Annotated in this window: 32 protein-coding genes and 1 pseudogene; 13 read left to right on the forward strand and 20 right to left on the reverse strand. The window is 49.9% G+C overall.

From position 1 onward, the window contains the following. Window positions 1-6: 6 nt before the first annotated feature. The 7 genes from OGV85_RS07185 to OGV85_RS07215 form a co-directional block, all read right to left on the reverse strand. Window positions 7-405, reverse strand: a complete 399-nt coding sequence (locus OGV85_RS07185; RefSeq protein WP_069325197.1) for a RusA family crossover junction endodeoxyribonuclease — start codon at window positions 403-405, stop codon at window positions 7-9. Beyond that, a complete protein-coding gene (locus tag OGV85_RS07190; RefSeq protein WP_127785541.1) occupies window positions 402-2,336 on the reverse strand; it encodes a DNA cytosine methyltransferase in 1,935 nt (644 codons plus the stop codon). The genes OGV85_RS07185 and OGV85_RS07190 overlap by 4 nt, the downstream gene beginning before the upstream one ends. Beyond that, entirely contained in the window at window positions 2,329-3,651 is a 1,323-nt protein-coding gene (locus tag OGV85_RS07195) for a phage N-6-adenine-methyltransferase (protein ID WP_131445830.1), read from the reverse strand. Before OGV85_RS07195 ends, OGV85_RS07190 begins: the two co-directional genes overlap by 8 nt. After that, a complete protein-coding gene (locus tag OGV85_RS07200) occupies window positions 3,648-4,514 on the reverse strand; it encodes a conserved phage C-terminal domain-containing protein (RefSeq protein ID WP_127785537.1) in 867 nt (288 codons plus the stop codon). Before OGV85_RS07200 ends, OGV85_RS07195 begins: the two co-directional genes overlap by 4 nt. Then, window positions 4,504-4,683 carry a DUF4222 domain-containing protein gene (locus OGV85_RS07205; protein WP_003034732.1) on the reverse strand — a complete coding sequence of 60 codons (180 nt, stop codon included), beginning with the start codon at window positions 4,681-4,683 and terminating at the stop codon, window positions 4,504-4,506. Before OGV85_RS07205 ends, OGV85_RS07200 begins: the two co-directional genes overlap by 11 nt. A gap of 172 nt (window positions 4,684-4,855) precedes the next feature. Next, on the reverse strand, window positions 4,856-5,407 hold the full coding sequence (locus OGV85_RS07210; RefSeq protein ID WP_127785535.1) for a YmfL family putative regulatory protein: 552 nt from the start codon (window positions 5,405-5,407) through the stop codon (window positions 4,856-4,858). 28 nt (window positions 5,408-5,435) lie between these two features. Next, window positions 5,436-5,678, reverse strand: coding sequence for a transcriptional regulator (locus OGV85_RS07215; protein WP_044702968.1), 243 nt, complete (start codon window positions 5,676-5,678; stop codon window positions 5,436-5,438). Between the two features lie 136 nt (window positions 5,679-5,814). Between OGV85_RS07215 and OGV85_RS07220 the strand changes: the two genes are divergently transcribed. Next, window positions 5,815-6,501 (forward strand): XRE family transcriptional regulator, encoded by a 687-nt coding sequence (locus OGV85_RS07220; RefSeq protein ID WP_048220746.1) that lies wholly within the window; start codon window positions 5,815-5,817, stop codon window positions 6,499-6,501. Here OGV85_RS07220 and OGV85_RS07225 read toward each other — a convergent pair. Then, the gene (locus OGV85_RS07225) at window positions 6,493-7,374 is read right to left on the reverse strand and encodes a BRCT domain-containing protein (RefSeq protein ID WP_048240867.1); all 882 of its coding nucleotides are present in this window, start codon (window positions 7,372-7,374) and stop codon (window positions 6,493-6,495) included. The two genes, OGV85_RS07220 and OGV85_RS07225, sit on opposite strands and share 9 nt — an antisense overlap. Before the next feature lie 393 nt (window positions 7,375-7,767). Between OGV85_RS07225 and OGV85_RS24535 the strand changes: the two genes are divergently transcribed. The 10 genes from OGV85_RS24535 (at window position 7,768) to OGV85_RS07275 (ending at window position 12,497) form a co-directional block, all read left to right on the forward strand. Beyond that, complete coding sequence (locus OGV85_RS24535) at window positions 7,768-7,941, forward strand: helix-turn-helix domain-containing protein (protein ID WP_227201269.1); 174 nt, start codon at window positions 7,768-7,770, stop codon at window positions 7,939-7,941. A gap of 556 nt (window positions 7,942-8,497) precedes the next feature. Further along, window positions 8,498-8,869 carry a YfdP family phage-associated protein gene (locus OGV85_RS07235; RefSeq protein WP_001515608.1) on the forward strand — a complete coding sequence of 124 codons (372 nt, stop codon included), beginning with the start codon at window positions 8,498-8,500 and terminating at the stop codon, window positions 8,867-8,869. Between the two features lie 56 nt (window positions 8,870-8,925). Next, window positions 8,926-9,753 (forward strand): YfdQ family protein, encoded by an 828-nt coding sequence (locus OGV85_RS07240; RefSeq protein ID WP_286553369.1) that lies wholly within the window; start codon window positions 8,926-8,928, stop codon window positions 9,751-9,753. A gap of 128 nt (window positions 9,754-9,881) precedes the next feature. Beyond that, window positions 9,882-10,421 (forward strand): hypothetical protein, encoded by a 540-nt coding sequence (locus OGV85_RS07245; RefSeq protein WP_049015422.1) that lies wholly within the window; start codon window positions 9,882-9,884, stop codon window positions 10,419-10,421. Further along, the gene (locus OGV85_RS07250) at window positions 10,409-10,585 is read left to right on the forward strand and encodes a hypothetical protein (protein WP_001253787.1); all 177 of its coding nucleotides are present in this window, start codon (window positions 10,409-10,411) and stop codon (window positions 10,583-10,585) included. The genes OGV85_RS07245 and OGV85_RS07250 overlap by 13 nt, the downstream gene beginning before the upstream one ends. Beyond that, the gene (locus tag OGV85_RS07255) at window positions 10,582-10,836 is read left to right on the forward strand and encodes a hypothetical protein (protein WP_079813834.1); all 255 of its coding nucleotides are present in this window, start codon (window positions 10,582-10,584) and stop codon (window positions 10,834-10,836) included. Before OGV85_RS07250 ends, OGV85_RS07255 begins: the two co-directional genes overlap by 4 nt. Then, entirely contained in the window at window positions 10,833-11,177 is a 345-nt protein-coding gene (locus OGV85_RS07260; RefSeq protein ID WP_181625738.1) for a hypothetical protein, read from the forward strand. Before OGV85_RS07255 ends, OGV85_RS07260 begins: the two co-directional genes overlap by 4 nt. Further along, entirely contained in the window at window positions 11,170-11,613 is a 444-nt protein-coding gene (locus tag OGV85_RS07265; protein ID WP_079813836.1) for a hypothetical protein, read from the forward strand. Before OGV85_RS07260 ends, OGV85_RS07265 begins: the two co-directional genes overlap by 8 nt. Before the next feature lies 1 nt (window position 11,614). Beyond that, window positions 11,615-12,187, forward strand: coding sequence for a 3'-5' exonuclease (locus tag OGV85_RS07270; protein ID WP_286553373.1), 573 nt, complete (start codon window positions 11,615-11,617; stop codon window positions 12,185-12,187). Between the two features lie 37 nt (window positions 12,188-12,224). After that, window positions 12,225-12,497 carry a pyocin activator PrtN family protein gene (locus tag OGV85_RS07275; RefSeq protein WP_020838472.1) on the forward strand — a complete coding sequence of 91 codons (273 nt, stop codon included), beginning with the start codon at window positions 12,225-12,227 and terminating at the stop codon, window positions 12,495-12,497. A gap of 64 nt (window positions 12,498-12,561) precedes the next feature. Here OGV85_RS07275 and OGV85_RS07280 read toward each other — a convergent pair whose 3' ends face one another. From OGV85_RS07280 to OGV85_RS07295, 4 genes and pseudogenes are all read right to left on the reverse strand, one after another. After that, a complete protein-coding gene (locus OGV85_RS07280) occupies window positions 12,562-12,735 on the reverse strand; it encodes a hypothetical protein (protein ID WP_020838469.1) in 174 nt (57 codons plus the stop codon). 195 nt (window positions 12,736-12,930) lie between these two features. Further along, window positions 12,931-13,464: a hypothetical protein gene (locus OGV85_RS07285; RefSeq protein WP_049015405.1), complete on the reverse strand. Its 534-nt coding sequence runs from the start codon at window positions 13,462-13,464 to the stop codon at window positions 12,931-12,933. A 145-nt stretch (window positions 13,465-13,609) separates the two neighbouring features. Beyond that, window positions 13,610-13,684 (reverse strand): annotated as a pseudogene (locus OGV85_RS07290) (hypothetical protein); the annotation flags it as partial. A 107-nt stretch (window positions 13,685-13,791) separates the two neighbouring features. Beyond that, window positions 13,792-14,280, reverse strand: a complete 489-nt coding sequence (locus tag OGV85_RS07295; protein WP_003031710.1) for a cupin domain-containing protein — start codon at window positions 14,278-14,280, stop codon at window positions 13,792-13,794. A gap of 115 nt (window positions 14,281-14,395) precedes the next feature. Here OGV85_RS07295 and zur point away from each other — a divergent pair, with 115 nt between their 5' ends. Then, window positions 14,396-14,914 (forward strand): zinc uptake transcriptional repressor Zur, encoded by a 519-nt coding sequence (gene zur / locus OGV85_RS07300; RefSeq protein ID WP_003031709.1) that lies wholly within the window; start codon window positions 14,396-14,398, stop codon window positions 14,912-14,914. A 48-nt stretch (window positions 14,915-14,962) separates the two neighbouring features. Here the strand turns inward: zur and OGV85_RS07305 are convergent, their stop codons facing one another. The 4 genes from OGV85_RS07305 to OGV85_RS07320 form a co-directional block, all read right to left on the reverse strand. Beyond that, window positions 14,963-15,172: a CsbD family protein gene (locus tag OGV85_RS07305; RefSeq protein WP_003031706.1), complete on the reverse strand. Its 210-nt coding sequence runs from the start codon at window positions 15,170-15,172 to the stop codon at window positions 14,963-14,965. 136 nt (window positions 15,173-15,308) lie between these two features. Next, window positions 15,309-16,628, reverse strand: coding sequence for an MATE family efflux transporter DinF (gene dinF, locus OGV85_RS07310; protein ID WP_061547500.1), 1,320 nt, complete (start codon window positions 16,626-16,628; stop codon window positions 15,309-15,311). Between the two features lie 131 nt (window positions 16,629-16,759). Beyond that, window positions 16,760-17,368 carry a transcriptional repressor LexA gene (lexA, locus tag OGV85_RS07315; RefSeq protein ID WP_061547499.1) on the reverse strand — a complete coding sequence of 203 codons (609 nt, stop codon included), beginning with the start codon at window positions 17,366-17,368 and terminating at the stop codon, window positions 16,760-16,762. A gap of 109 nt (window positions 17,369-17,477) precedes the next feature. After that, window positions 17,478-17,846, reverse strand: coding sequence for a diacylglycerol kinase (locus OGV85_RS07320; protein WP_003031701.1), 369 nt, complete (start codon window positions 17,844-17,846; stop codon window positions 17,478-17,480). 171 nt (window positions 17,847-18,017) lie between these two features. On the opposite strand from OGV85_RS07320, the gene plsB reads away from it, so the two are divergent. Further along, window positions 18,018-20,438, forward strand: coding sequence for a glycerol-3-phosphate 1-O-acyltransferase PlsB (plsB, locus tag OGV85_RS07325; protein ID WP_003841366.1), 2,421 nt, complete (start codon window positions 18,018-18,020; stop codon window positions 20,436-20,438). Window positions 20,439-20,477: 39 nt separating this feature from the next. Here plsB and OGV85_RS07330 read toward each other — a convergent pair whose 3' ends face one another. The 4 genes from OGV85_RS07330 to OGV85_RS07345 form a co-directional block, all read right to left on the reverse strand. Beyond that, window positions 20,478-21,521 (reverse strand): pilus assembly protein, encoded by a 1,044-nt coding sequence (locus tag OGV85_RS07330; protein WP_181522829.1) that lies wholly within the window; start codon window positions 21,519-21,521, stop codon window positions 20,478-20,480. After that, the gene (locus OGV85_RS07335) at window positions 21,521-22,258 is read right to left on the reverse strand and encodes a fimbrial biogenesis chaperone (protein ID WP_008324293.1); all 738 of its coding nucleotides are present in this window, start codon (window positions 22,256-22,258) and stop codon (window positions 21,521-21,523) included. Before OGV85_RS07335 ends, OGV85_RS07330 begins: the two co-directional genes overlap by 1 nt. A gap of 15 nt (window positions 22,259-22,273) precedes the next feature. Continuing rightward, window positions 22,274-24,808, reverse strand: a complete 2,535-nt coding sequence (locus OGV85_RS07340) for a fimbria/pilus outer membrane usher protein (RefSeq protein ID WP_008324294.1) — start codon at window positions 24,806-24,808, stop codon at window positions 22,274-22,276. Between the two features lie 83 nt (window positions 24,809-24,891). Further along, a complete protein-coding gene (locus tag OGV85_RS07345; RefSeq protein WP_003031691.1) occupies window positions 24,892-25,455 on the reverse strand; it encodes a fimbrial-like protein in 564 nt (187 codons plus the stop codon). Window positions 25,456-25,754 lie beyond the last annotated feature (299 nt).

The raw sequence follows: 25,754 nt of genomic DNA on the forward strand, positions 1-25,754 counted from the left end.
CAATATTCAACCCACAGCTGGACATATAACCACCTCTTTTTTATATGCCGTTATGGTTATCTCAACTTTTCCCTTCGGTACTATCGGCCCCCATTCCACCAGCATGCGCTTAATCTGGCTGTCGTCTTCCCAGATACCCGCATGCGTCAGCGCGTCAAACAGGGCTTTGTTGTAATTATCGATATCCCGGCGGCGCGCATCCGGCGGGTACAGAGTGATTTCTACCGCTGCCAGTTCTGTCGATGGCTTCGGGAGACGTCGTAATTGCTCAATGATCGCCACGCAGGCTGCGCTCTGGTATTTACGACCATCAGCGCTAATGAGGTGACGACCGGCCAGCGGCCCCTTATTAGGGGCGCGCCAGTACGTGTTCACGCTTGGAGGGAACGGGAGCACAAGTTTCATGCCACCTCCTGCTGTTGCACTGCACACAGTTCCGGAAGATTTGCCTCCACCAGCGCCCTGGCGAATGGTGGTGGTACCGCATTACCGCAGCGGGCTACCTGCTTATCTTTTGCATAGCGATTTCCACGGTAGTCCTGATCAATAACGTAACCATCTGGGAAGCCCTGCGCTTTGTAGAGTTCATGCGGCTGCAACATGCGCATTCCGATATCAACGATCTGGTATTTAACCCCATCGATCGTTACCAGCCATTCATCGTCACTTTCCCCGCAATACGTCTCGAGAAATGTGCGTACCTCACCCACGTGTTGGCCACCAGCGGTGATTGTTGGCATGGGCACATCAAGGCGTTGCCCGTCGCGGCATGTTCCACGCAGTTTCACCAGATGAGAGGCAACTACTGCATGATGGTCGACGGTGGTCACTGAGTGCGCGGGTTCATCCAGACTGACACCCGGCCCCGTATAGTTACCGCCGTAGTGTTTAGCCAGGAACGCACTCACCGTCGCGAATTTATTTCCACCTGCAGTAACGGTCCCCAGCGGGTTATCCAGACGCAGCACACGCGGTTCTTGTCCAGGTCGTTCGCCATAACCCATCTGGATCAGCGTAGGCGTTACCAGTTGAGATTTACCGCCACCGCCAGCGGTGATGGTTGCGCTCGGTTCGTCGGCCCGGTGGCCGACGCTGGCCCCAAACTGGCGGGCTATCACGGGCGCAACAAGACAGGCGCGGGATTGCTTCAGAATGGTATGAGCAGGTTTATCCAGCGGGCGCGGTTTAGCCTGGTATTCACTACCACCATTACCCGCCAGGAATGGCGTCAGTGCAGCCTCAACAATCCCGAGTGCATGCCCATTCCCACCTGGCCGTTTTGATGTGCCAGCGGTTACCGTCGGGACAGGTTCGGTAACTGGCTGCCCGGTTGCGCCAGTGCGGAATTTTGTCAGGTGTGGAACGGCTAACGCGTAGCCGAGTTTTTTAGTAATGGTCTGTAATGGCTCATTCAGCGACTGCCCGCGAAAAGCGTCATACGAATTTTTTGAGCTTGTGTGGTTACACTTCACGATAAACGGCGACGCACTTTCGATAACAAAGCGCTGTATGCCGCGCGCGATCCGCTTCAGAGTGTTCTCCGCCAGCGGTTTTTTGCGGTCGAAGATGGACAGGGCCGGAACATTCCAGTCGATACATTCCGCAGCGGTACGCCATGGCATCAGCCTGCCGCTCTGCACCTCCAGAGACTTAGGATCCCCATGGGTAACAGCAGGCCACTGGATTGGGCAGCCATCGCAGCGCATAACCATGAAGAAGCGTTTGCGGATCGTCGGCGCGCCGTAATCACACGCGCGTAGTTCGCGATAATCAACATCATATCCAAGCCCATCCACCAGCTGTTGCGCCTGCTCGCTACCTCTTTCAATAGACAGAAACTCACAAACCTCTGACAGTGCCGGGTGGTCAGCAGGAATGCCAGTGGACAGCATGCCGACAAATGCATTGAATGTTTCGCCAGTGCGGGCAGGATCCGGACGCATTTCATCGGCCAGCAGCGGTCCCCACGTTTTGAACTCTTCCACGTTCTCCAGCATCATCACGCGCGGTCTCTTCGCCAGTGCCCAACGCAGAACAATCCAGGCCAGACCGCGTATCTCTTTTTTCACTGGCTTTGCGCCTTTTGCCTTCGAGAAGTGTCGGCAGTCCGGGCTAAACCATGCCAGGCCGACAGGATTACCGCCGGTAGCAGCTACCGGATCCACGTCAAAAACGGATTCACAATAATGCAGTGTGTCCGGGTGGTTCGTCTTGTGCATCGCAATGGCGTTTTCGTCGTGGTTGATCGCAATATCCACGCTGCGCCCGATCGCCAGTTCAATACCCGTTGATGCGCCACCGCCACCAGCAAAGTTATCAACAATAATCTCACGCATGGGTTACCCCCTGCATGCTGCCGACAAGACCACGCGCAATTGTGATGATTTCGCTGGTGGCCGTTCGTTCCAGCCAGAGTTGATTGATGTTGGCTTTCAGCTTGTTCTGCTGTGATTCATCCAGCATGTCAGCGCCGTCTACCTGGTCGAATACAATTCCAACCTCCAGCGGCCAGATACGGGACTCGGGAAGCGGATCCGATACTGGTTTAGCTTTCTCACGGATGTGCATGCGGATCTGGCGAATATTGGACCAACTGGAAACATCCAGGCTTCCCATAGCTGCAATGAAATCAGTACTGTTCATGCCATATTCACCAGATGCTTCGAGGGCAACAGTACGAATACGTTCCGACATATCCAGGCGCGCAGCAGCGTCATCGAATTCAATCGACAACAGCCACTCATCCACACCGAACAAAATACTCTCACGAATAAGCAGCTTCGCTTTGTCGATCGTTAATGGTGATACCTGAGTGAATTCCGGTGCTTCGACAGAATCCGCCGCCCAGGCATGCCCAAACTTCGATTCACTGAATGTGTATTCTTCTTTATCGCCGAACGCAGCTCTAACGCATGCCCACGCCTCGACACCGCTGATATCAAAAATATCTTTCTGGGTAAGTGGCAACTCTGCTTCTGGCTTGTCAGCTACAGATGGTATGGCAGTTGCAGGTTGAGACTTGCTGGCAGCAAATTGCGCCAAAGTCATAAACGCCCGCCCTTTTGCCTCCAGTTCAGTACGGTTGATATAGCTGAACCGCTCACCACGCCATGAGTTATCGAATACAGCTATGGCACCGGCAAAAAACGCGCTGGTGGGCTTCTGTTTTTCGTCAGCAGGTACAAACCACACTGGCAGATCGAACCCAATGCGCCCGCGAATGAATACAATGTGATCGGCATCTTCAGGCCACCACGTTTCACTTGGCGCGGCTTTTATCAGGAATACATAGCGACCGCCCTTCTCGCGCTGGGCTGCTGCGTACTTCATGATGTGCGTCATACCAGTGATCGCCTGTTTCTCGTGGTACTGCGAACGGCTATACGGTGGGTTGCCATAACCTGCACCACCCAGTTCTGCCAGACGTTCAGACCAGTCCTGGGTCAGCGCGTTATCTTCGGCGGTGTACCATGCCGGGCATTTCGCGTTGTCGTCGTCAGCAAACAAGTCCAGAACTAATGGGCCAAATAACGCGTTGATCCCCCAGAAAAGCAGATCAGGTGTCCTCCACTGATCTCCAACTTCTTTCAATTCGTGAGCTGGTTTACTGCGCAGTTCTGCCAGCGCCTGGCAATATTTATTTGGCATCATGAGCGGAACCCCGAATTTTCTGGCAGTGAATAGTCAACATTTTGGAAGTTGGCGCGGCTGGCTGAGTTAGTCGCCCATTTACCGTTAACGCGTTCAGGTCGCCCAGCGGCAGACCATTTGGTCGCGCTTTGCAGGTAACCGGGGAAGTTTTTTGGAATAAACAGAGTTGCCGGGCGGAGGTATTGCGCCTGCTCGCTATCACGCCAATCAGCGTTTTTGTAATCCACTACCAGGCACAGGTCATCAACCGTGAATTGTTCCCGAAGACGGGCGCGAATATTCTCCAGCGACGTACTGCATACCTGGTAGCGTGAGCCAGTTGCCTGGTTCAGGTAAGACAAGACCTGTCTGGCCTGATCAGTAATCACAACCTCAGGGTCTGGTTGCGCAGCAACCGGACAAGAGGGTTTTGAAGTTACTTGTGGATCTTGTTTTGATTTTACTGACGGATCCCCACCAGATTCTGACGGGTCAAAACCGCTGTTTTTGCCAGATTTCGACGGGTCAGTTTTTGAGGCGTCAAATTTTGATGCGTCAGATTTTGACGTGTCAGAATCTGACAGTTGAGAAAATGCGGCAGTCTGAAGTTTCGCCACATTCAGGCGATACACGTTAGAAGCATTACGGTTACCATTACGGCGCTGTGTTCGCGTGAGCCAGCCATCTTTTTCAAGCTTAGCGATTGCTGTTCTAATGGTGCTCGGACCAGCGCCAAGCTGGCGAGCGATAGTTTCAATTGACGGCCAGCACACACCTTCATCGCTGCTGAAGTCAGCAAGGCGAGCCATGATCGCAACACTGGACAACTTCATGCCCGACGCCGCGCAACCATCCCATACGTAGCCGGTTAATTTAGTGCTCATGATCGTCCGTTATCTCCCTGAACTTTTGCCTGAAATGCTCAAGTGGGCTGAAGCATTCGTGTGGATAGCCATCTCGCAGGTAGATAACGCGCTGTGTTTCTGGCTCCCAGCGGATAACACGGACTGGCACTCCGCGGTGATCTTTGAACCTTCGGTTAAGTTCGCGCACAGGCGTTTTGCCCTCCGATAGTAGACCCCCACAATTACGGCAGCCTGGCTGTGGTTACATGACACCCAGCGATTTGATACTTTGCATTCATACCGAAACAGCGGAAGACCCGGCACCGGGATCATTCGTAGTTGCGGTAAGTGAGGATTTACGATTAAATTGCTCATGCGGATTATTTCTCCATACTCGAAGAGTTGTTCGCCAAGGCGCCCGGAGCTGCACACTCGCGGGCGTCACTCTTTTCTGGCGCGCAGAAAACACGGAATAGCAGCGTCAAATGCTCCTGCCACTTAGCCATTACCTGATAACTGTTCTCTTCAATCTGCTCACGTTCTGCCGGATCAATAACCCCGTCAGCGGTTGCCTTACGCAGGTAATGCGAGTGTTTACCAATCCATTCGATGGACTCCATCAGGCGCTGGTTGATATCGGCGTTATCCAGATCATCAACATCTGCCAGTGGTACAAATACGCCCTGAGAATGGCGCGCAACGGCATCAGCGATATGAGTTGAACCACCAGCACGTTGTAAAACCATTGCCCAGCCCAGTGGGAAGATCTGGTCACCATCAACGCGAAGGCGGTTAAACAATGCGTTCTCTGTCACGCCCAACCATTCCGCTGCCTCGGCATAACCACCAGGTAGATCGGTGATCGTTTTTTTTATCGCCGCCACCAGCCATGCTGGCTGACGTTCGACTTTCCAAATAGGCTCGTTACCCACGGCTTACCCCTTAGTTCTGTGGTTACAATTACGCTGCTGAATCTTTAATCTTTTGAAAAATATCAGGACGTAATTTCTCTCTTGAAACTCCGGTGACCTTTTCAATTAGCGCTGATAGTTTTGCTGGTGGTTTTTTCTCTCTGTTCAGCCAGTTCCAGACCTGCTGTTGTTTCACTAATCGCCCAGAACTAGCGGTAAGCTTGCGCGCTAACTCTGATTGGCCACCAGCCAGAGCGATTGCCTCTGAAAGGGCTAACTGCTCGGGAGTCATAGCTTTCTCCTGTATCAATACATAAAAGTTGTTGCCGATAGAGATTATACAACCTTAACAACTTTTATCACAACTTTTAGGTGTTGGAAAGCTAAAACATAAAGTTGTAATCTCACCATAAATAAGGGGGGAAGTTGTGAACACACTGGCGGAAAGACTGAAAATTGCGAGAGAAAAAACAGGGTTAAGCCAAGCTCAACTCGCTGAATCCATAGGTGTTTCTCAACAATCCGTAGCAAAAATAGAAAACGGAGATACATTGCAACCGCGAAAAATAAAAGAAATCGCAAATGTATTAGGCGTTAGCCAAAAGTGGTTGCAACTAGGCATTGAGGAAAATGCTTCACTTTCTGATTTTGTGGTTGGAGAGGCTGAAAGTGCCAGTTTAGACCCTGCCATTTTCGCTGACATACCAGTACTAGATGTTGAGTTATCAGCAGGAAATGGGTGTGAAGCCGAAATTGTGGAGTCTGTAATTGACTGGTTTCCTATCCGAAGAATGGATTTAAGGAAAGCTGGAGTCAGCGCTACAAATGCTAGGATCGTAAAAATTTGGGGGAACAGTTTATTGCCAGTTCTCAATAACGGCGATCATGTTGCTGTTGATATCGCACAGACAAATCCTATTCGAGATGGCGATTTATACGCTGTTAGAGATGGGGTCCTGCTAAGGGTCAAAGTGCTAATAAACCAACCTGATGGTGGTTTAATTATAAGAAGCTTCAACAAAGATGAGTATCCAGATGAAATACTCACCTTCAATGAACGCCGCGCAAGAATTCATGTTATCGGCAGAGTGTTCTGGTCATCACGTTCATGGTAATACGCTAAATAGCATTTCCTCTGAGATAATTTTTAGCTTTGCACCATTATCGTCGCGATAGCTAACAGCTTTCTCTATCTTTCTCCCATGGCTGGAAAATTTCCAGTCTCTGGATGATAGGGTTCCGACAACAAGGAAGTCCAGTTTTTGGGTAATTCCATTACTTATTTTTCCCCCTGCACTTTTGATCCGTTCCTCTACCACCGCTCGTTTACCTGCCATAAAGGTACCCGTTAAACAGTAGGATTTGTCCGCAAGATCAACGAGTGCATCATTATCAATCGGTAGCCTCGTCGCCAATCCATCAACAACCCCGCTGTCCAGATCGCATCCAGTAAAGTCAACAAGTGCTTTATGTAGAGTTTCGCTTTCCTCTGGAGTTATTACCCCATCGTTAAGGATATCTTTTATTAGAATGTACAAATCCTTCCCTGGGTAGTTACTCTTAAGAGCCCCATTTTGGGTTAACCACCAATCGAGATATCTAATTTCATCTTCCGTCAAGGTCCTATCCGAGATCAGCCCTTTACACAATCCATTAAGAAGATGTAGATCCATTTCAGCAGAGTAAAAATCAATTCCAGGAATATCTAAAATTTCTCTTTGGATTTTTGTCAGACTGTTTTTGAGTTCTTTTCTTTCTTCCTCTGTAATGACACCATCAGATAAGATATCTGAGACCCTCGCCGATAGACTCTTAATAACGCCATTTCTTATAATTTGATTTGCTTCAAGTAGCCATGTGTCAAGGTAAAGAACTTCCTCATCTCTTACCACCCCATCAGCAACAATACCATCAATGATACTGATTAGGTTCGCAAACAACTTATCTCTATTGTGTGTGTAATTAAATACGTAAAGCTTGTCTTCCATACAGCCTCCTCTTTTTTATACATCCTTGCATTCATCTCATCTTCAATCAAACCACATAAAGTTGTTGACATTGTGCATCACCACAACTAGATTACAACTTAAAGGTGTTACACAACAGCGAACAAGCAGGACGCCCACGAAGTAGCCGCCGGTGGCATATGAATAACCGGATGATTCGCACATGGCAGGAGATTGGATATGGATGACAGTTTCGAAAATCAACGAGATGCCTGGCTTGTGGTGATTGAAGCAGCAAAAACTGCATTAAGCCAAGTTGAAAGTAGTAACTACCGAACAGTTAAACAAATGGCATTGGGTTCTATTATCTATGCCTTTGAAATGCTGGACTTTGATTTTGAAGCCACGAGCCTTCCGTCAGAACAGCATGAAAAGATGAATAGAGAAGCCGCCGCAGCCTATATCGGCGTAGAGGCGCAAACATTAGCTAATTGGGCTAGCACAGGAAAGGTTCGTATACCTTTTTTAAAAATCGGCAGAAAGGTTACTTATCTAAAAAGTGATTTGGACGTCTATCTTGCCTCATCGAAGGCAAGTACCACAAGGTAGTTTAGGCACCTACCACCGCGCCTGATGTGGTTAAAAGCAGGCCAAAGCAATAACAAGTAACTCCCTGTTCTGGCGGCCCGGTGTTTTCCCACTTGTCCGGTAACCGCCAGCCTTTTCAGGGTACAACGACGAGAGCATTGACGAGCAAGGCATAAGTGCTGGTTCGATTCCAGACAGTCCCATTCAGTTGGGAGGGTTGGGCAGGGAAAAGGTTCGTTCGATTCGGACACCGGCAGTGCTCTCTTCGTTGTGGTGAAGTGCAACCCTTAGAGGTAACCAGAAGATAAGCATCTGGCGCCACAACCTTATTGCTGTGTGTAGTCTTGGCGGTACCAGGGTCTTCAACCTTATGCAAGGGGGACGAAGATAATGTTCTACCTCGGTACCGCCCTTTTTACGCAACAGAAAAGGGCATCACCGGGCGACGGGCTCATAACCCAATCCACCCGGGCAAAAAGAAAGCGGTCTCTGCAAGCCGCCGACCAATGCAGGTGCCCTTCTCTGTTGTGTATGGAGAAAGTTCGGCGGTTGCAGCCGCCTTAACGAGGGTAAAACCATGAGTAATGACCGCATGACCGTAGTGCCAGATTTTCTTGGCGAACTGGATGCCGGCGTGTTCATGAACAAAATCGCGGCAGCACTTAATACCACCGCGCTTGGCGTTCTGAACAACGGCAACAAAGGCAAAGTAGTCCTCACATTTGATTTTGAGCGCATGGGTAATTCCGTTGAAGAGAAGCGCGTCAAGATCAAGCACAAGCTGAACTACAGCACCCCAACACCGCGTGGTAAAGCCTCAGAAGAGGACACAACCGAAACCCCGATGTGGGTCAACAAAGGCGGGAAGCTAACCATCCTGCAGGAAGATCAGGGTCAGCTGTTCGGGATCACTGGCGCGGTGGATGGAAAGCTTAAAGCGGCTCAGTGATCCGCAACAACAAACTCACTGATACCACTTTGATCATCAGTTAATAAGGAATTTTTATGTCTCAGTTAGACAGCGGTACATTTCAGCAGGTAAAAGACCTGGTTCTTTCCGGTTATCACCTGAATGATATTCATGGCCTGGCTTGCCCGACAGCATTACTGCCAGAGGGTACTGGCGTTGAAAGCCTTGAGCGCTTTTCTCTGGAACGTTTCCGCTTTCGTGGCGCAATGACCACAACCAGTATTGACGACTTCGCACGATATTCTAAAGGCTATGCCAGCGAAAGTGAGCCAGCTCGTTGCTTCATTGACGCTGATAACATGACCGCCCGTTCAGTGTTCAACATCGGCACCCTGGATAATCCCGGTCACGCCGATAACGTTGCTTCAATCACCCTGAAGAAAACCGCTCCATTCCGCGCGTTACTGCAGATCGATGGTCAGCGTCTGAAGCAAAAGCAAATCGCTGAATGGCTGGAAGACTGGAGCGATTACCTGCTGGCGTTTGATGCTGATGGCAATACGATGCAGATTTCCCAGGCTGCTCAGGCTGTTCGTCGCATCACTATTCAGCAAGCAACACAGCAGGCCCATGAAACTGGTGATTTCGCTGGTAAAAAATCGCTGATGCAAAGCGTTGAAGCAAGCAGCAAAGACGTAATGCCTGTGGCGTTCGAGTTCAAATGTGTGCCGTATGAAGGTCTGGGCGAGCGCCGCTTTAGCCTACGTAACAGCCTGCTGACCAGCGATGAACCCTGCTTTGTTCTGCGCATCGTCCAACTTGAAGCCCAGGAGGAAGCGATCGCCAACGAATTCCGCGATTTGCTGATCAGCAAGTTCGAAGGTGAATCAGTGGAAACTTTCATCGGTAACTTTAAAGCCTAATTGCTCTGCATTAAATCCCCGGCACCACGGGGATTTATTGAAGCGTAATTCCATTAATTATCGCCATCCGGCGAGGGATTCGAGCAACCAAAATCTGCGCGGTGCAGCGCGCCAATATGGAGAAAACCATGAGCTACATTCAGACATTATCCGGTAAAAAATTTAACTACCTGACCGCCACAATCGACGATATCGATGTTGAGGATATCGCGACGGCGCTTTCCAACATCTGTCGATTCGCTGGGCATCTGCCAGAGTTCTACAGCGTGGCTCAGCACTCTGTGCTTGTAAGCCAGATTGTACCGCCAGAGTTCGCCTTTGAAGCGCTGATGCACGACGCTGCGGAGGCATATTGCCAGGATATTCCTGCTCCGCTCAAAGCCCTGTTACCTGACTACCAACGCATGGAAACTTATGTTGATGGTCTTATCCGCTTTAAATTCGGTATCTCACTTGAACAAGCTGCTGTCGTGAAATATGCCGATCTAACCATGTTAGCTACCGAGCGCCGTGATCTGGAAATCGATGACGGTTCGAAGTGGGAAATTCTCGAAGGTATTCCCTGCTCTGATCTCGTTCAGGTTATCCCTCTCCGTCCTGGTCAAGCCTATGGCCTGTTCATGAATCGCTTTAACGAACTGGTGGAGCTGCGCCGATGCGCCGCATGAAGGTAAAAGAACTCGTTGCGGAGGCTTTTGCCTCCGTTGCTGAATTGCCACCAAAGCATGCACCGCTTATGCGCGAAGTCGCCACCAGACTGGAAGCTACGTTCGCAGCATTAAAAGAATCTCTGGTGCAACTGGAACAGGAACGTAAAGGTAAAACGCCATGACCGTATTTGAATATCTCCAGGCTCATCCGAATACCACCAGCGGTGAAATCGCCAAAGGTATGAACAAAAAGACACCCGCGGTCGCTGGCGCATTATCGCAACTCTATACCACTGGCCGGATTGTGAAGTCTGGTATTCGCAATGGTATTCCTACATACCGTATTAACGATATGCCGTTTGGGTGCAGTAACAGCTTAACCATGATGTTTAACCAGCTATTGAACACAGCCAGACAGGGAGCTGCACAATGAGTAAATCTCTGAACGCACGTTGCATCCGTCGCTGGACCGTCGGATTCAAAGGCCTCTGCGACTCGAAACACAGTCCGTACTGGCGTAAGCACCACCTTCGCAGTTACATCCGGGAATGTGCCCTGACTACCGCTGATTGCATGGTAGACCGTATGGCAGAGGATAATGCGATGGTAGATTTTCAGGGGGCTAATCGAGAGTGGTCGCCGGAGTTCTCTGCCTGGTACCACGAACGCCGTGAACAGTATCTCAAAGAGGCGCGCGACTATCTGAACGAGGACGCCACAAATGACGAGGTCGACGATGAAATCCAGAACGAGCTGGAGGCATGGAATGACTAAAAGCATAAACCACCCGGCTCACGGTCCTGTATCAATCGAGCGCCTGCACCAGATACGCGAACACCTGCAGCATGATACCCAGTACTCAAACGGCGGGAACAGAGCTTACATTCTCGGTGATATGTTGAATGTGATTGATGAGGTGCTAGCATCGAGGAACGCAGAGCCAGTATTTTTCATCGAGGTTGACGGAGACGACTGGATTCAGGCTGGCAGGATTCCGGGCAGTACGTTTGATTTTAATAATCTGCCGGATGGCGTCAATAAGCTCTGGGCCGCCCCGCAGTCAGCGCCAGTAGTGCCGGATGAAAAACCGATGCCAGAGGCGTCGAAAATGCATGCCATAGACGCTGTAGCTGCAATCGCTGAAGTCAGGGGATGGAACGCCTGCCGCGCCGCAATGCTTAAAGCAGCACCAAAACAGGAGAATATTTAACGTGAACAATTTAATGATCGACCTTGAGTCTATGGGCAAAAGACCGAATGCCCCTATCGTCTCCATTGGTGCCGTATTCTTCGATCCGCAAAGCGGTGAATTGGGTCAAGAGTTTTACACCGCCGTTAACCTTGAAAGTGCTATGGAACAGGGAGCAGTGCCGGATGGTGACACTATTCTGTGGTGGTTAAAACAAAGCCCAGAAGCACGATCAGCAATCTGTGTTGATGATGCTCTGCCAATATCATCTGCCCTATCTGAACTGAGCCATTTCATTAATCGGCATTCTGATAACCCTAAATATTTAAAAGTTTGGGGCAATGGAGCTACTTTCGACAACGTTATATTGCGCGGAGCATATGAGCGTGCCGGCCAGGTTTGCCCGTGGCAATTTTGGAATGATCACGACGTCAGAACCATCGTTACGCTAGGCAGAGTTGTGGGTTTCGATCCTAAGCGAGACATGCCATTCGATGGGGTGGCACATAACGCACTGGCCGATGCGCGCCATCAGGCAAAATACGTGTCCGCGATCTGGAAGAAGTTGATTCCGGCCACCAGCAGCGATCTGTAATTCCCCTAGGTGCAGCCAGGTTGTATGGAGAACGTCTATGAATACTTTGTTTTTACTTATGGCTGAGTTCAACACGCCTAACATCGAGCTATCAGCTGTATGCCAAAAGTATTTCGGTATGAGCCCTAACACAGCAGAAGCGAAAGCAAATGCCTGCCAGTTGCCTATCCCGACTTATCGTGTAGGAACATCGCAGAAAGCAAAGCGCTGCATCAACATTCAGGATCTTGCTGAGTATATAGACCAGCGACGGGAAGAAGGCAGAATTGAATGGGAAAGGGTTAGAACGAACAAACAGAAAAATAGTTGAGTTCCGCACTGATAAAAAAGAAAAACCCGCCATCTGGCGGGTTTTCAAAAAGCACCAGCTATGATCATGCTGCCTTGCGACGACGAAGCTTACCCTGTTGCTCTTTACCAGAGACAATAGCGTGCGTGAACGCGTTAGGAGCAGCCTTCATCAGAACTTCAACAGCAGCACCCATACCTGCGAATGCTTTCATTGTGTCGAACTTAACCTGTGGCTTGGTTGCTTTTTGATCTTTCATAGAAAACTCCCGAGACGATAAGGGCGCCTCTAACCTCTTAGTTAAAGCTAGCTTGTCCAGCCAACTTGTGCCAATCGGTTCCTCCGATTGGTGACATCGTTTTTGGTAGTGAGAATACATAACGACTGTCCCAGATGTACCTTTAAGGTAATCCGGATGGATATCCTACAATCTGTAGACACTCGGCGTCTACACCTATTGTGCGAATTTCAGAAATGTCTCTTGTAGATTATCTGTGGCTGTAGACATCACGTAGCCACACTTTTCCATGCAAAAACCGAACGACTCATAAAATGGCTGCAACTCTGGAACGGGTTCAATAATCTGAACGACCTCACACTCGACAGCCTTACAAAAAACAAAGGCACTCATTAGTGTGAGCAAAACCATTCGCCCTTTTAGTGGGTGTGATTCATCTTCCCTTGAAAACCTTTCAACAATATGGATGCGAAAGATTTTATCTTCAACCCCATAAACACAAATTGCTGCCCCTGATGGAATACCCTGCACTACTCCTTGCTGAACAAGTTTGATGCAGAATTCATACTTATCATCAGAATTACCATAGGCACTGAGCATATAATCCCACTCAAGCTCGCCATAACCACCACAGAGGATCTTATAATCCTCATCACTGATCGGGCCAACTGCGAGAGGCAACCCCACATGGTCAATAACTAACTGAATGTTGTTACGAACAGATTGACCTATCTCGTCTAAAGTGAGCATTAGAGCCTCTCAAGCGGAACGGCGAAAGACCCCATTATACCTATTCCCGCCATGCAATGCTTTGTAAGAGTTATGTATTAAATTAAAAACATCGGGTTCCCAATAGGACCCCACAAAACACACGACACCTCTATTTCTCTGTATAATCCGTCCCATCGAGCATCGGCGCGATAGAAAAACGATGAGCGGGAAAAGCGGTAGACTGAGATTCAGGCAGCATGGCGAATATTCAAGCATCCGGTTAAAAAAGGGGCGCTACTATAGCATAGACCGTTACGATAGTGAGCCACATCCTCGCGGCTCACTCCCCCTGCTCCTCAACAAACGCTATTTACGCCCCGGTTTTCCGTCATGTGATCCGAAAAACTGCGGCGGATGGTCGACCCAGCGATCCTCACGTGTAGCGGCATAGACCGGGTTAAGCGGATAATAAATGCGGTTATATTTTTTGTTCGCCTCACCCACGACTAACAGACGCACCTCTTCACTGGTGTTATTGATAAAGGTATGGCACACGCCTGTACCTGCCGGGAAACCGACGCTGTCGCCCGGTTCTAGCTTCCATAAATACCCGTTAATCCAGGCCTCAGGATAACCTTCCAGCACATAGATAAACTCTTCCTCATCGCTTTCAGCGTGCGGGTACGACGTGCGCCGACCCGGCGGCAGGCGTTCATGATGAATGCCGAGTCGTCCTAACCCCAACTTGCGGGCAAGCGGCGCGCCAATAGCAAATAGCTCATCACTGTCGGGATAAGTGGAGTCATCAGCCCCCTCAACCTCACGCCAGTGGCGAATACAATCGGGTCTTTTCATGGTTATTTTCCAGTATTGCGATGCGTCAGGTATAGCACACCGCGGTGGATCTCGGCGTTTTAAGCAGAACATGTTAAAGTAAGGGATTAACCTTCCACGCAAATCGAGGCGCCAAATGGACAAAACCACTACGCAAGAGTTATTGGCTCAAGCTGAAAAACTCTGTGCGCAACGCAACGTGCGGCTTACGCCACAGCGTCTCGAAGTGCTGCGCCTGATGAGCCTGCAGGAAGGGGCTATCAGCGCCTATGACCTGCTCGACCTGTTGCGGGAAACCGAGCCGCAGGCCAAGCCGCCAACCGTGTATCGTGCGCTCGATTTTCTGCTGGAACAAGGGTTTGTGCATAAGGTGGAATCCACCAACAGCTATGTCCTTTGCCATCTGTTCGATCAGCCAACGCACAGTTCCGCGATGTTCATTTGTGACCGCTGTGGTGTGGTAAAAGAAGAGTGCGCAGAAGGTGTGGAAGACATCATGCATACGCTGGCGGCCAAAATGGGCTTTGCTCTGCGACATAATGTTATTGAAGCACACGGGCTGTGTCCGGCCTGTGTAGAAGTTGAGTCATGCCGCCATCCTGGCGAGTGCCAGCATGACCATACGATTCAGGTGAAGAAGAAAGTTGGGCGCTAGGTAAGCGGGAGAGCGTACATCCTTGTACTCTCAGGAGGGAGGGGTTAATTACCAGCGGTAATCATTACGTTTTTCCCAATCGTTAACTTCTTTCTCCGCCTGATCTTTCGCGTAACCGTAACGTTCCTGGACTTTACCGACCAGTTGGTCACGTTTACCTTCAATGACCGTCATATCATCATCGGTCAGTTTGCCCCATTGCTCTTTCACTTTACCTTTAAACTGCTTCCAGTTGCCGCCGACTTCGTCTTTATTCATCATCAAGTCCTCATCGTTAGGTTGTGAATAGCGAGAGTGCCATGTCCAGACACATGCTGTTTTTGCTGGACGTGAGAATAAGTGTAGTCAGGGATTCTGGGTTTTATTTACTATTCGGAATTTTTAACCATCCTGCTCAGGCGAACCAGGTTCCATTACGCCAGTGGCGTCGCCAGATAAAGGCCAGTGAAAGCCCACGCAGCGCGAGGAAAACGGTTAACGCCAGCCACAAGCCATGATTTCCCAGCCACGGTAAAGTCAGCAGCGTTAAGGCGAATCCCACTGCGGCAACGGCCATACTGTTGCGCATTTCTGCTGCGCGCGTCGCGCCAATAAACATGCCGTCGAGCAGATAACACCAGACACCCACCAGCGGTAACACCACCTGCCAGAAGAGATAGCGATCGGCCAGTAGTCGGATTTGCGGCAGCGAGGTCAGTAGCGCAACAATCTGCTCGCCAAACAGGGCATAAACCAGCGAAAACAGAATAGCCACAATACCGGACTGCCGACAGGCCGCCCGCCAGACGTCCAGTAACTGGCTACCATCTCGCGCCCCATAGGCCTGGCCCGAATGCGCTTCCACGGCATAGGCAAATCCATCCAGCGCGTAGGCGGTAAAGGTTAGCAGGGTCATCAGAACGGCATTAACCGCAATAATATCGCCTCCCAGACGTGCACCCAGCACCGTGATAGCGCCAAAACAGAGCTGCAGCAGCAGCGAGCGCAACATGATGTCACGGTTAAGCGCCAGCAAACGACGGAAGTTGCCACGCCACGCCTGCTTCAGCATTGCCAGCGAAATTCCGCGCATATGCAGGACTTTGCGCACCATCATCAGGCCGATCAGTAAGGTGGCATATTCAGCAATCACCGTCGCCAGTGCCGCACCTTGCACGTTCATATGCAGACCCATCACCAGCCATAAATCGAGCACAATGTTAAGAATATTGCCAACAATCAACAGGATAACCGGCGCACGCGCATACTGAACGCCAAGCAGCCAGCCGAGCAGCACCAGATTAGCCAGCGAGGCGGGTGCGCTGAGCCAGCGGATTTCAAGGAAACGCCGGGCTTGTTCCAGTACCGCTTCACTTCCCCCGACAATATGCAGCGCGACATCGATAATCGGCGTACGAAACAGTGCGATAAGCAACCCCGCGCCCAGCGCCAGCATGAGCGGCTGCACCAGTGCGCGCGCCAGCGCCTGAGGATTTTTCGCACCAAATGCCTGCGCAGTAAGACCCGTGGTGCTCATGCGCAGGAAAAGCAGCAGCATAAAGAGAAAACTGGTTGCCGTAGCACCAACCGCAACACCGCCAAGATAGACCGGACTATCCAGATGACCAATCACCGCGGTATCCACCAGTCCCAGCAGGGGAACAGTGATATTGGAGAAGATCATCGGTAAGGCGAGGTGCCAGAGTGCTTTATCAGAAGAGGTAAAGAAAGGCATACAGGAGGGCCTGAGAAGAAGTTAGACGTACTGGACAATGTGATGCAGGCCCGGCAAGCGCAGCGCTACCGGGCACATTGCCGGATGGCAACGTAATCGTCTTATCCGGCCTACAGAGATTCAGCAGAAAATCAGAGCCATTCACCGTTACGAATGACACCTACCGCCAGCCCTTCAATGGTGAAGCTTTGCTCACGCAGGTCGACAACGATAGGTTTAAATTCGCTATTTTCTGGCAGAAGTTCAACCTTGTTGCCCTGCTTTTTCAGGCGTTTAACCGTAACTTCGTCATCAATACGGGCAACAACAACCTGACCGTTACGCACGTCCTGAGTTTTATGCACAGCGAGTAAATCACCGTCCATAATACCAATATCTTTCATCGACATACCCCTAACGCGCAGCAGAAAATCGGCGTTCGGTTTAAACAGTGAAGGATCGACCTGATAATGGCCTTCGATGTGCTGCTGCGCCAGAAGGGGCTCACCTGCCGCCACGCGGCCGACAAGCGGTAATCCTTCTTCTTCTTCCTGCAGCAGTCGAATACCGCGCGATGCGCCAGATACAATTTCCAGCACACCTTTACGCGCCAGCGCTTTCAGATGTTCTTCAGCTGCGTTTGGGGAACGGAACCCCAAACGCTGCGCGATCTCCGCACGCGTCGGTGGCATACCTGTCTGGCTGATGTGATCTCTAATGAGATCAAACACCTCTTGCTGCCTGGCCGTTAACGCTTTCATTCCGCCCCCTGGGTGTATATACAGTTATGCTGTGAGTATATACAGCTAAAGGCGATTTTGGAACCGCAAACTGCACAAAAAACAGGAGATTTATAAAGATGTGGAATCCTTATCGCAAATGCGACCACAACAGGATGCCCCAGGTGATCAGAGCAACAAAAATAGACAGCAACACTGCCGCCGACCCCATATCTTTCGCCCGGCCAGAAAGTTCGTGATACTCAGAGCCAACACGGTCAACCACCGCCTCAATCGCACTGTTGAGGATTTCAACGATCATCACCAGCATCACGGAACCAATCAACAGCACGCGGGTAATCGCATCGACGTCCAGCCAGCAGGCGATGGCTACGCCCAGTAGTACGGCAACGCTTTCCTGGCGGAATGCCGCCTCATTGATCCATGCGGCGCGAAAACCTTTCCAGGAATAGCCTGCAGCTTTGATAATTCGGGTAAATCCAGTGGTATTATTGGCCATCAAAAAGAACCTTTTTACATTATTAGCGTCAATGTCATTGTAACGTTACCCCGTTTTTTTCAGGGTGTGGCAAAGCAGCGCGAAGTATGACCGGATACCACAGAAATTCACTAAACTTTCTGATATCCTTGCAGCGCATTTGCATTATTAACCAGAGGCTTTACATCGTTTATGTCCGGCTGGCCACGAATTTACTACAAATTACTGAATTTACCATTAAGCGTCCTGGTAAAAAGCAAGTCTATTCCGGCAGAACCTGCCCCGGAATTGGGACTCGATACGTCTCGTCCCATTATGTACGTCCTACCGTACAATTCAAAAGCAGACTTGCTGACGCTGCGTGCCCAATGTCTGGTGCACGACCTCCCCGATCCCCTGGAACCGCTGGAGATAGACGGGACTTTACTTCCGCGCTACGTGTTTATTCACGGCGGCCCACGTGTGTTCACCTATTACACGCCAAAAGAAGAGTCCATCAAGCTGTTCCATAACTATCTCGACTTACATCGCAGCAATCCAGACCTGGATGTGCAGATGGTGCCGGTTTCGGTGATGTTTGGCCGTGCGCCAGGGCGTGAAAAAGGTGAAGTTAATCCGCCGTTACGTATGCTAAACGGCGTACAGAAATTCTTTGCGGTATCCTGGCTGGGTCGCGACAGTTTTGTCCGCTTCTCCCCATCGGTCTCTCTGCGTCGTATGGCGGATGAACACGGTACGGATAAGATCATTGCCCAGAAGCTGGCACGCGTGGCGCGTATGCACTTTGCTCGCCAGCGTCTGGCCGCTGTCGGCCCGCGCCTCCCTGCCCGCCAGGATCTGTTTAATAAGCTGTTAGCTTCAAAAGCGATCGCTCGCGCGGTAGAAGATGAAGCGCGCAGTAAAAAAATCTCCCACGAAAAAGCGCAGCAAAATGCCATTGCGCTGATGGAAGAGATTGCCGCCAACTTCTCCTACGAAATGATCCGTTTGACGGACCGTATTCTGGGCTTTACCTGGAACCGTCTGTATCAAGGGATTAACGTTCACAATGCTGAACGTGTACGCCAGTTGGCGCACGATGGGCATGAAATCGTGTACGTTCCGTGCCACCGCAGCCATATGGACTATATGCTGCTGTCGTACGTTCTGTACCACCAGGGTCTGGTTCCGCCGCACATCGCAGCCGGTATCAACCTGAATTTCTGGCCAGCGGGTCCGATTTTCCGTCGTCTGGGCGCATTCTTTATTCGTCGTACCTTCAAGGGCAACAAGCTCTACTCCACCGTATTCCGCGAATACCTGGGCGAGTTGTTCAGCCGCGGCTACTCGGTTGAGTATTTTGTCGAGGGTGGACGTTCACGTACTGGTCGTTTGCTCGACCCGAAAACCGGCACCCTGTCGATGACTATTCAGGCAATGCTGCGCGGCGGTACGCGTCCTATTACTCTCGTACCGATCTACATCGGCTACGAGCACGTAATGGAAGTGGGCACCTACGCAAAAGAGCTGCGTGGCGCGACGAAAGAGAAAGAAAGTCTGCCACAAATGCTGCGTGGCTTAAGCAAGCTGCGTAACCTGGGTCAGGGCTACGTCAACTTTGGTGAACCAATGCCATTGATGACTTACCTCAACCAGCATGTGCCAGAATGGCGTGAATCTATTGACCCTATCGAGTCTATCCGTCCGGCCTGGCTGACGCCGACGGTGAATAACATTGCCGCCGATTTGATGGTGCGCATTAACAACGCTGGCGCGGCCAACGCCATGAACCTGTGTTGTACCGCGCTGTTGGCTTCCCGCCAGCGCTCTCTGACCCGTGAACAGTTAACCGAGCAGCTCGACTGCTACCTGAGCCTGCTGCGCAACGTGCCGTACGCGGCGGACTCAACCGTTCCTGCGCAAAGTGCCAGTGAACTGATCGACCACGCCTTGCAGATGAACAAGTTTGAGGTCGAGAAAGACACCATCGGTGACATCATTATTCTGCCGCGCGAGCAGGCGGTCTTGATGACGTACTACCGCAATAACATTGCGCATATGCTGGTTCTGCCTTCGTTGATGGCAGCCATCGTGACTCAGCACCGTCGTATTTCACGCGTCGCGCTACAGCAGCATATTGATGCGTTGTACCCGATGCTAAAAGCCGAGTTGTTCCTGCGCTGGGAGCGCGATGAACTTGCCGGGGTGATTGACGAACTGGCCAGCGAAATGCAGCGCCAGGGACTGATTACTCTACAGGATGGCGAGCTGCATATTAATCCTGCCCGCTCCCGTACGCTGCAGCTGTTGGCTGCGGGTGCTCGCGAGACGTTGCAACGCTACGCTATCACCTTCTGGCTACTGAGCGCCAACCCGTCGATCAACCGTGGCACGCTGGAGAAAGAGAGCCGCACCGTGGCACAACGCCTCTCAGTGCTGCACGGCATTAACGCGCCGGAATTCTTCGATAAAGCGGTGTTCAGCTCTCTGGTGCTGACGCTGCGTGACGAGGGATTCATCAGCGACACCGGGGATGCCGAGCCGGAAGAGACGATGAAGATCTATCAGATGCTGGCCGAACTGGTCACATCGGATGTGCGTCTGACCATCGAGAGCGCCACACAGGGCGAGTAAGCATAAAAAAACCGGTCGAAATGACCGGTTTTTTTTAGGCTACTGATAGTTTATTTTCAGTACAAGATCCTTGCTGAACGGTCCTAACTGTATATCACTACCCGGTTTTTTCGTCAGTTTTGCCATGTAATTATGGGTAACCGTGCTGGCACCGCCATCCAGATAGTAGGTGGCAAACGGATAGTAGGTATTCATCAGGAGGTCTTCGCCTAACGTTTCATCCCGAATTTGCATCAGCAAACCATTCCCCATATCCACACGATTGGTGTCATACAAATCGTCGGTGTTAAAGCTCATGGTGACATCAAACTGCTGAGAACAGGCTGCAGTTGCGTCGCGTATGGTTGATACGCTAAACGGCGCTTTTTGCGACAACACTTCAACGTTATTCACCTGACCAAAATTGACCACCTGGCTTTCAGGGAAGATTTGAATATCCACGCCGCAGTCGAGAAAGTGAACGTTGTTCATCCCAGTAATGTTAAAACGCAGGTTTTTCGCATTAGCCGCCAGGTTCGCCCCTCCCTTACCATCAAACTGCAGAACATTAATATTACCAAAGTCATAGACGGTATCAGGGTTATCAGGAAAGCCTTTGAGTTTTACATACAAACGAAAACGGGCTGGAAAGGTAATATTCTTCTGCACTGTGCTTCCATTACAAACAGGGTCATGCCAAAACCCATCGTAATATTGCTCGAATGTATCCAGGCACGCGCCAGTATCAATCCCCTCATCGATCCCCTCATGGTCAACACCATTATAGGTTACACCAAAGGTGAACAGAGGGTTATTCAACACATCAGCACTGTTCTTAGCCGTCAGTTTAATCCACGCAAAGATGTCCTCCGTCTGATTGCTTGTGCTCCAGCCTGTCGCACCATCGCAATACACTGTGACGTTGATATCCGAGCTTTCCCATATTTTACTGCCAAGCACCGCGTTGGACGGAACGGTAAAACTGGGTAATTCTACACCGAACGATGTTTGCCCATTCACCACATCTTTATAGCAGTTTATTGCCCAGGCAGAAGATGAACACAGTAAGAGTACGGCCCCCAGAAAGGTTAAAATCGTTTTCATCATTTACCCTTCTGCGCAGGTTCACTATGGCAAACGGGCTGGACGGATGTGCAGCTTACGCTGAACATATTTAAGCCACCGTAGTCACCGATATAGCCAATCTGAAATTTAGCCGGCAGATTTTTAATCTCTGAAGTGGCCTGCTCAAAGGGGTTGACCATAAATCCATCGGCTCCCGGTAAAAGCGTTTTGCCGTCAATGCCGATATAACCCACTGTTACGTGGTAAGGGGTATCGTTTTTAATCGTTATGCCTGAAGCCGTCCGCGAAACCTCAACTTTTTCCATCGGTACTGCCTGGCCTTCTTTCAGCACAATGGCTTTGGGTCGCCAGAATAATTTCAGGCGGCTTTGCATTGCCAGTTGCATGGTATTTTTTTGTTCCGTACGCGGCGGAATTTCACGTATGTTATAAAAAAACAACGACTCTCTGTCCGCAGGAAGCTGCTGCAACGTCGGCTGTCCCATCAGGCGAACCTGAGTTTGTTCTCCCGCTTCAAGGCGTACTAACGGTGGTAACGGCGAAATATATTCGCGCGTTTTTTGATTATTTTTATCTTCAACCCATGACTGCGCCAGGTAGGGCTGCGTTTTGCTCTGGTTCGTTAATTTAATGCTGACGCTTTTATCCGTTTCATTAAAGATAATGCGTGTTCTGTCTGGTGAGACAGTCGCGTTTGCCACAGAGCAAACGCTGAGTAAACCCAAAAGTCCTTTCACAATAAATGTTGGTTTCATCTTATTCATCCTGAATTAGTTTACTGTTTTGCAAGGTAAAATTACTGCCTGACCATCAGTATTGCTTTGGTTAGGCGGCGTTATTTCGCAAACGTTATTCCCCCACTGGAGACGCAATTTACTGTCTTCCTGAAGCCCACTGAGGTAGACGTAACCGTCTTCAGCAATCAGGCCAACGTCCTTGCCGCTGTCAATATCCACGACGGTAACGCCCAATGGAGGGAAGCGACCATTTGCCAGTCTGACAATGCCGATGATCTGATAGCCTTTTGTGGCGTTCAGCTTCGCGTAGCCAATAGCACCTTCAGTGAGCGTAGTGCTAATTACGGAGTTATTAATATCGACGCCGTCAGGCAATTTGTTGCTGTCGACGCGTACCGCGGAGGTGGTGTAGTTACTGACCGAGTTGGTTACGGCAATCCCCATCATATTGGTTACCGTGCGCTTGTCGCTCAGCGGAACGTCTGCAACGCCGTCCGCGTCTACCATCATGCGGGCGTTGTTGCCGTAGGCGTTATCATGCAATGCCATACCGTAACGTGTAGCGGTAAATGAGCCATTCCAGCCCGCCGTGATTGAACGGTATACATTAGGCTGTACGCTGCCGTTAACGCTCAGGCGACCATAAGGCGAATAGTGCTGGTAGCCCCCGCGAATAGCAGGTTCGGCCTCGCGGAAATCACTCGCATCGCCTGTCGCAGAAATGTTCCAGGTGTTGTTGCGATCTGAAGAGTCATAGTAAGACATCGTCTGGGACATACTGTCGCTGCCATTTTTCTGCATGCTCCAGGAGAGGCTGCGGTTCTGCTCCAGTGGTACAGAAAACGAGAGATAGTATTGCATCTCTTCTGTGTCATCCCATGTGGAACGACCAACCGTAAACGAAGAAGAGATCCCTCTTATGCTACCAATGTCGAAGTTTCGACTCATCGATACCGTATAGTTAGTGCTGGCAGAATCATCCCAGTAAGTGTTACGCGTCAGATTGAGATAAGTGTTGATCGCCAGCGATTCAATATACTGGTTGAAAGACAGCACATAGCTCTCTTTTTGGTTGCCGGAGGAGTCATCACCGCTGCGAGCCGTTAAATACTCGTTCATAGTGATATATTCTTTATCCGAGAAACGGTAGCCGGCAAATGTCACCTGGCTTCCTGTGGACTCAAACCGCTTGGAATAGTTCACGCGGTAGCTATAGCCACGCTGCTTGTCATTGTTCTCATCATTTTCTCCACGCAGAGTGGCTTCTGCGCGAGTCACGTCAAAAGAGAGAGAACCAAAGCTGTTCAGGTTAAAACCAATACCCGCCGTAGCCGCCTGGTAATCATCAGCCGTCAGCAGTGCCCCACCGTAAAGTGAGGTATCCCCCGTCCAGCCCCAGGAAAACTCACCGGTCCAGAACATCGGATTATTAACATCGGTACTTCCTACAGCTGTCGGTTTACCGGTAGAGGTTTTGTAGCGTACTTGTCCTTTGCGCGTCAGGAACGGTATTGAGGACGCCCCAACCTGGAAGGTGCTTTTACGCCCATCTTCTTCTTCAACCGTCACATCCAACTGCCCCTGGAAGGTATCGCCAATGTCGGTAATGTTAAACGGTCCCGGCGCGACGGTGGTTTGATAAACCATTCGTCCGTTCTGGGTTACCGTCACTTTGGCATTCGTCTGTGCGATACCGGTAATTTGCGGGGCATATCCCTGCAAATCTGGCGGCAGCATGTTGTCATCGCTCTCAAGCGAAGCACCGGTAAAATGAAATGTATCGTATATGTCTGAATTCAGATCGTACTGACCCAGCGTCAATTTCGAGGCAATAGACGGGATCGGGCGAAACAGATAGGTGCGATCCATGCTGCTGTTACTGCCAACAGATTTGCCGTCTTCGTAGGATTTGTCGTACTGGTAATCAGAACGTAAGCGCCATGCGCCAAGGTTGAAGCCAAGCGTGCCGTAGGAGCTGATACTCTGGCTCTTATCGCCCTCGTCCGGATTATACTGACTGGCATAAACATTGTAATCGAGTATGAATCCCGCAACACCGTCATCCCAGAATTCTGGCGGCGTCCAGTTTGTTGCCTGATATTTCATCCATGCCTGAGGTGCAATGATGGTAACAACCATATCGCCCTTATCAAGCCTGACAATCAGTTCAGGTTTACTGGCGAGATCCAGACATCCTCGCTCATTGATTGAGCGCAATGACTGGATGAATTCATCAGCAAAGCCAAAAGACATTAGATCATCTTTGGTCAGACAAATTTGTGAACCGCTTTCATTATCTGCTTTAATCCACTCAAAGGACCAGACATTCGGGAGTTTCTTTTTGTTTATTTCAACACGTGTAATGTATTGTCCTGGTGGGATAAAACCTTTCTTTTCAAACTGGCTGAGGTCGATATTTTCTTTATCCTCAGCATCTATCATACCTGTGTTGAATTCAACCGCCCAAGCCGGGGTAAACATAATGGCGGTAATAATTGCAGGACGCAGAGATTGCTTAATTAAAACAGGAAGCTTTCTTAACCCGGTCTTTATAATTGTATTTTTCATAAAATCCTTTTCAGTTAAAAAAGCCTAAAAAGCCGGTGATTCCTCCACCGGCTTGATTCATACAATCATCTATATAAAAATAATTACAGGTATGCCAGAACGTAATTAACGTCAGAGGCTACGTTACCCGCTGTCGCATTAGTAGTCGGAGACTCCATACGAGCTTTGAAGTTCAGCACCTGATAAGAGTTATCAGCCATCAGAGCGAATTCAACCGCAGTTCCCATTACCACCTTTTCATTGCCTTCAGTCAGCAGGCGCACGCCTACGTGCTCAGCGCCGCCATAGTTGCCTTCAGCGGTGTTTTTCAACAGGCTATCTGCATCTGCGTTAGCAGAAGAGAATGTAACTTTTGCCTTAGTGATAGTGGTCGGCGCTTCAGTGGTACCGCCAGTCAGGGTACAATCTTGCAGGTGGATCTGAACAGGAACCGGCAGGGAGAATTTACCGCCGTTCAGAGCGGTATCAGCCACTTCACCCAGGCTAATAGTCTGGTCTTCGTCACCCGGAGCAATAGAGCAAGGCGCGGAAATTACGATACCTTCAAAAGAAATTTTACCATGCCCCTGATCAGCAGCTGATGCATTAAAAGCCATGCTGGAAAGAAGAGAAGTTGCAGCAACAGCTAACAGTGTTTTCTTAAACATTGTGTATAATCCTTTACAATAAATAAAATCAAAATACTTTTATAGAGTTAGATACTGATTTGATGATAACAAACAGAGCCGTCGATAAGATTAAAATTTAATCGAGTACTGAATGACAGGAGAGAATTTATCATGGAGGATTTTATTTATCACGTTAGATAAACTAAATTCATTTTTAGAAAATCTACATATATTCATAATAAATATATCAAAAAAGACCAAGGCTTAGCTAAAAATAAGGAAATCCTTAAACACCCCACGTTATAAAGCAGCATTTTGACGAGCATCAACTCATCAGC

It is taken from the genome of Citrobacter sp. Cf132 (genome assembly GCF_030333885.1).
Lineage (GTDB): Bacteria > Pseudomonadota > Gammaproteobacteria > Enterobacterales > Enterobacteriaceae > Citrobacter > Citrobacter freundii.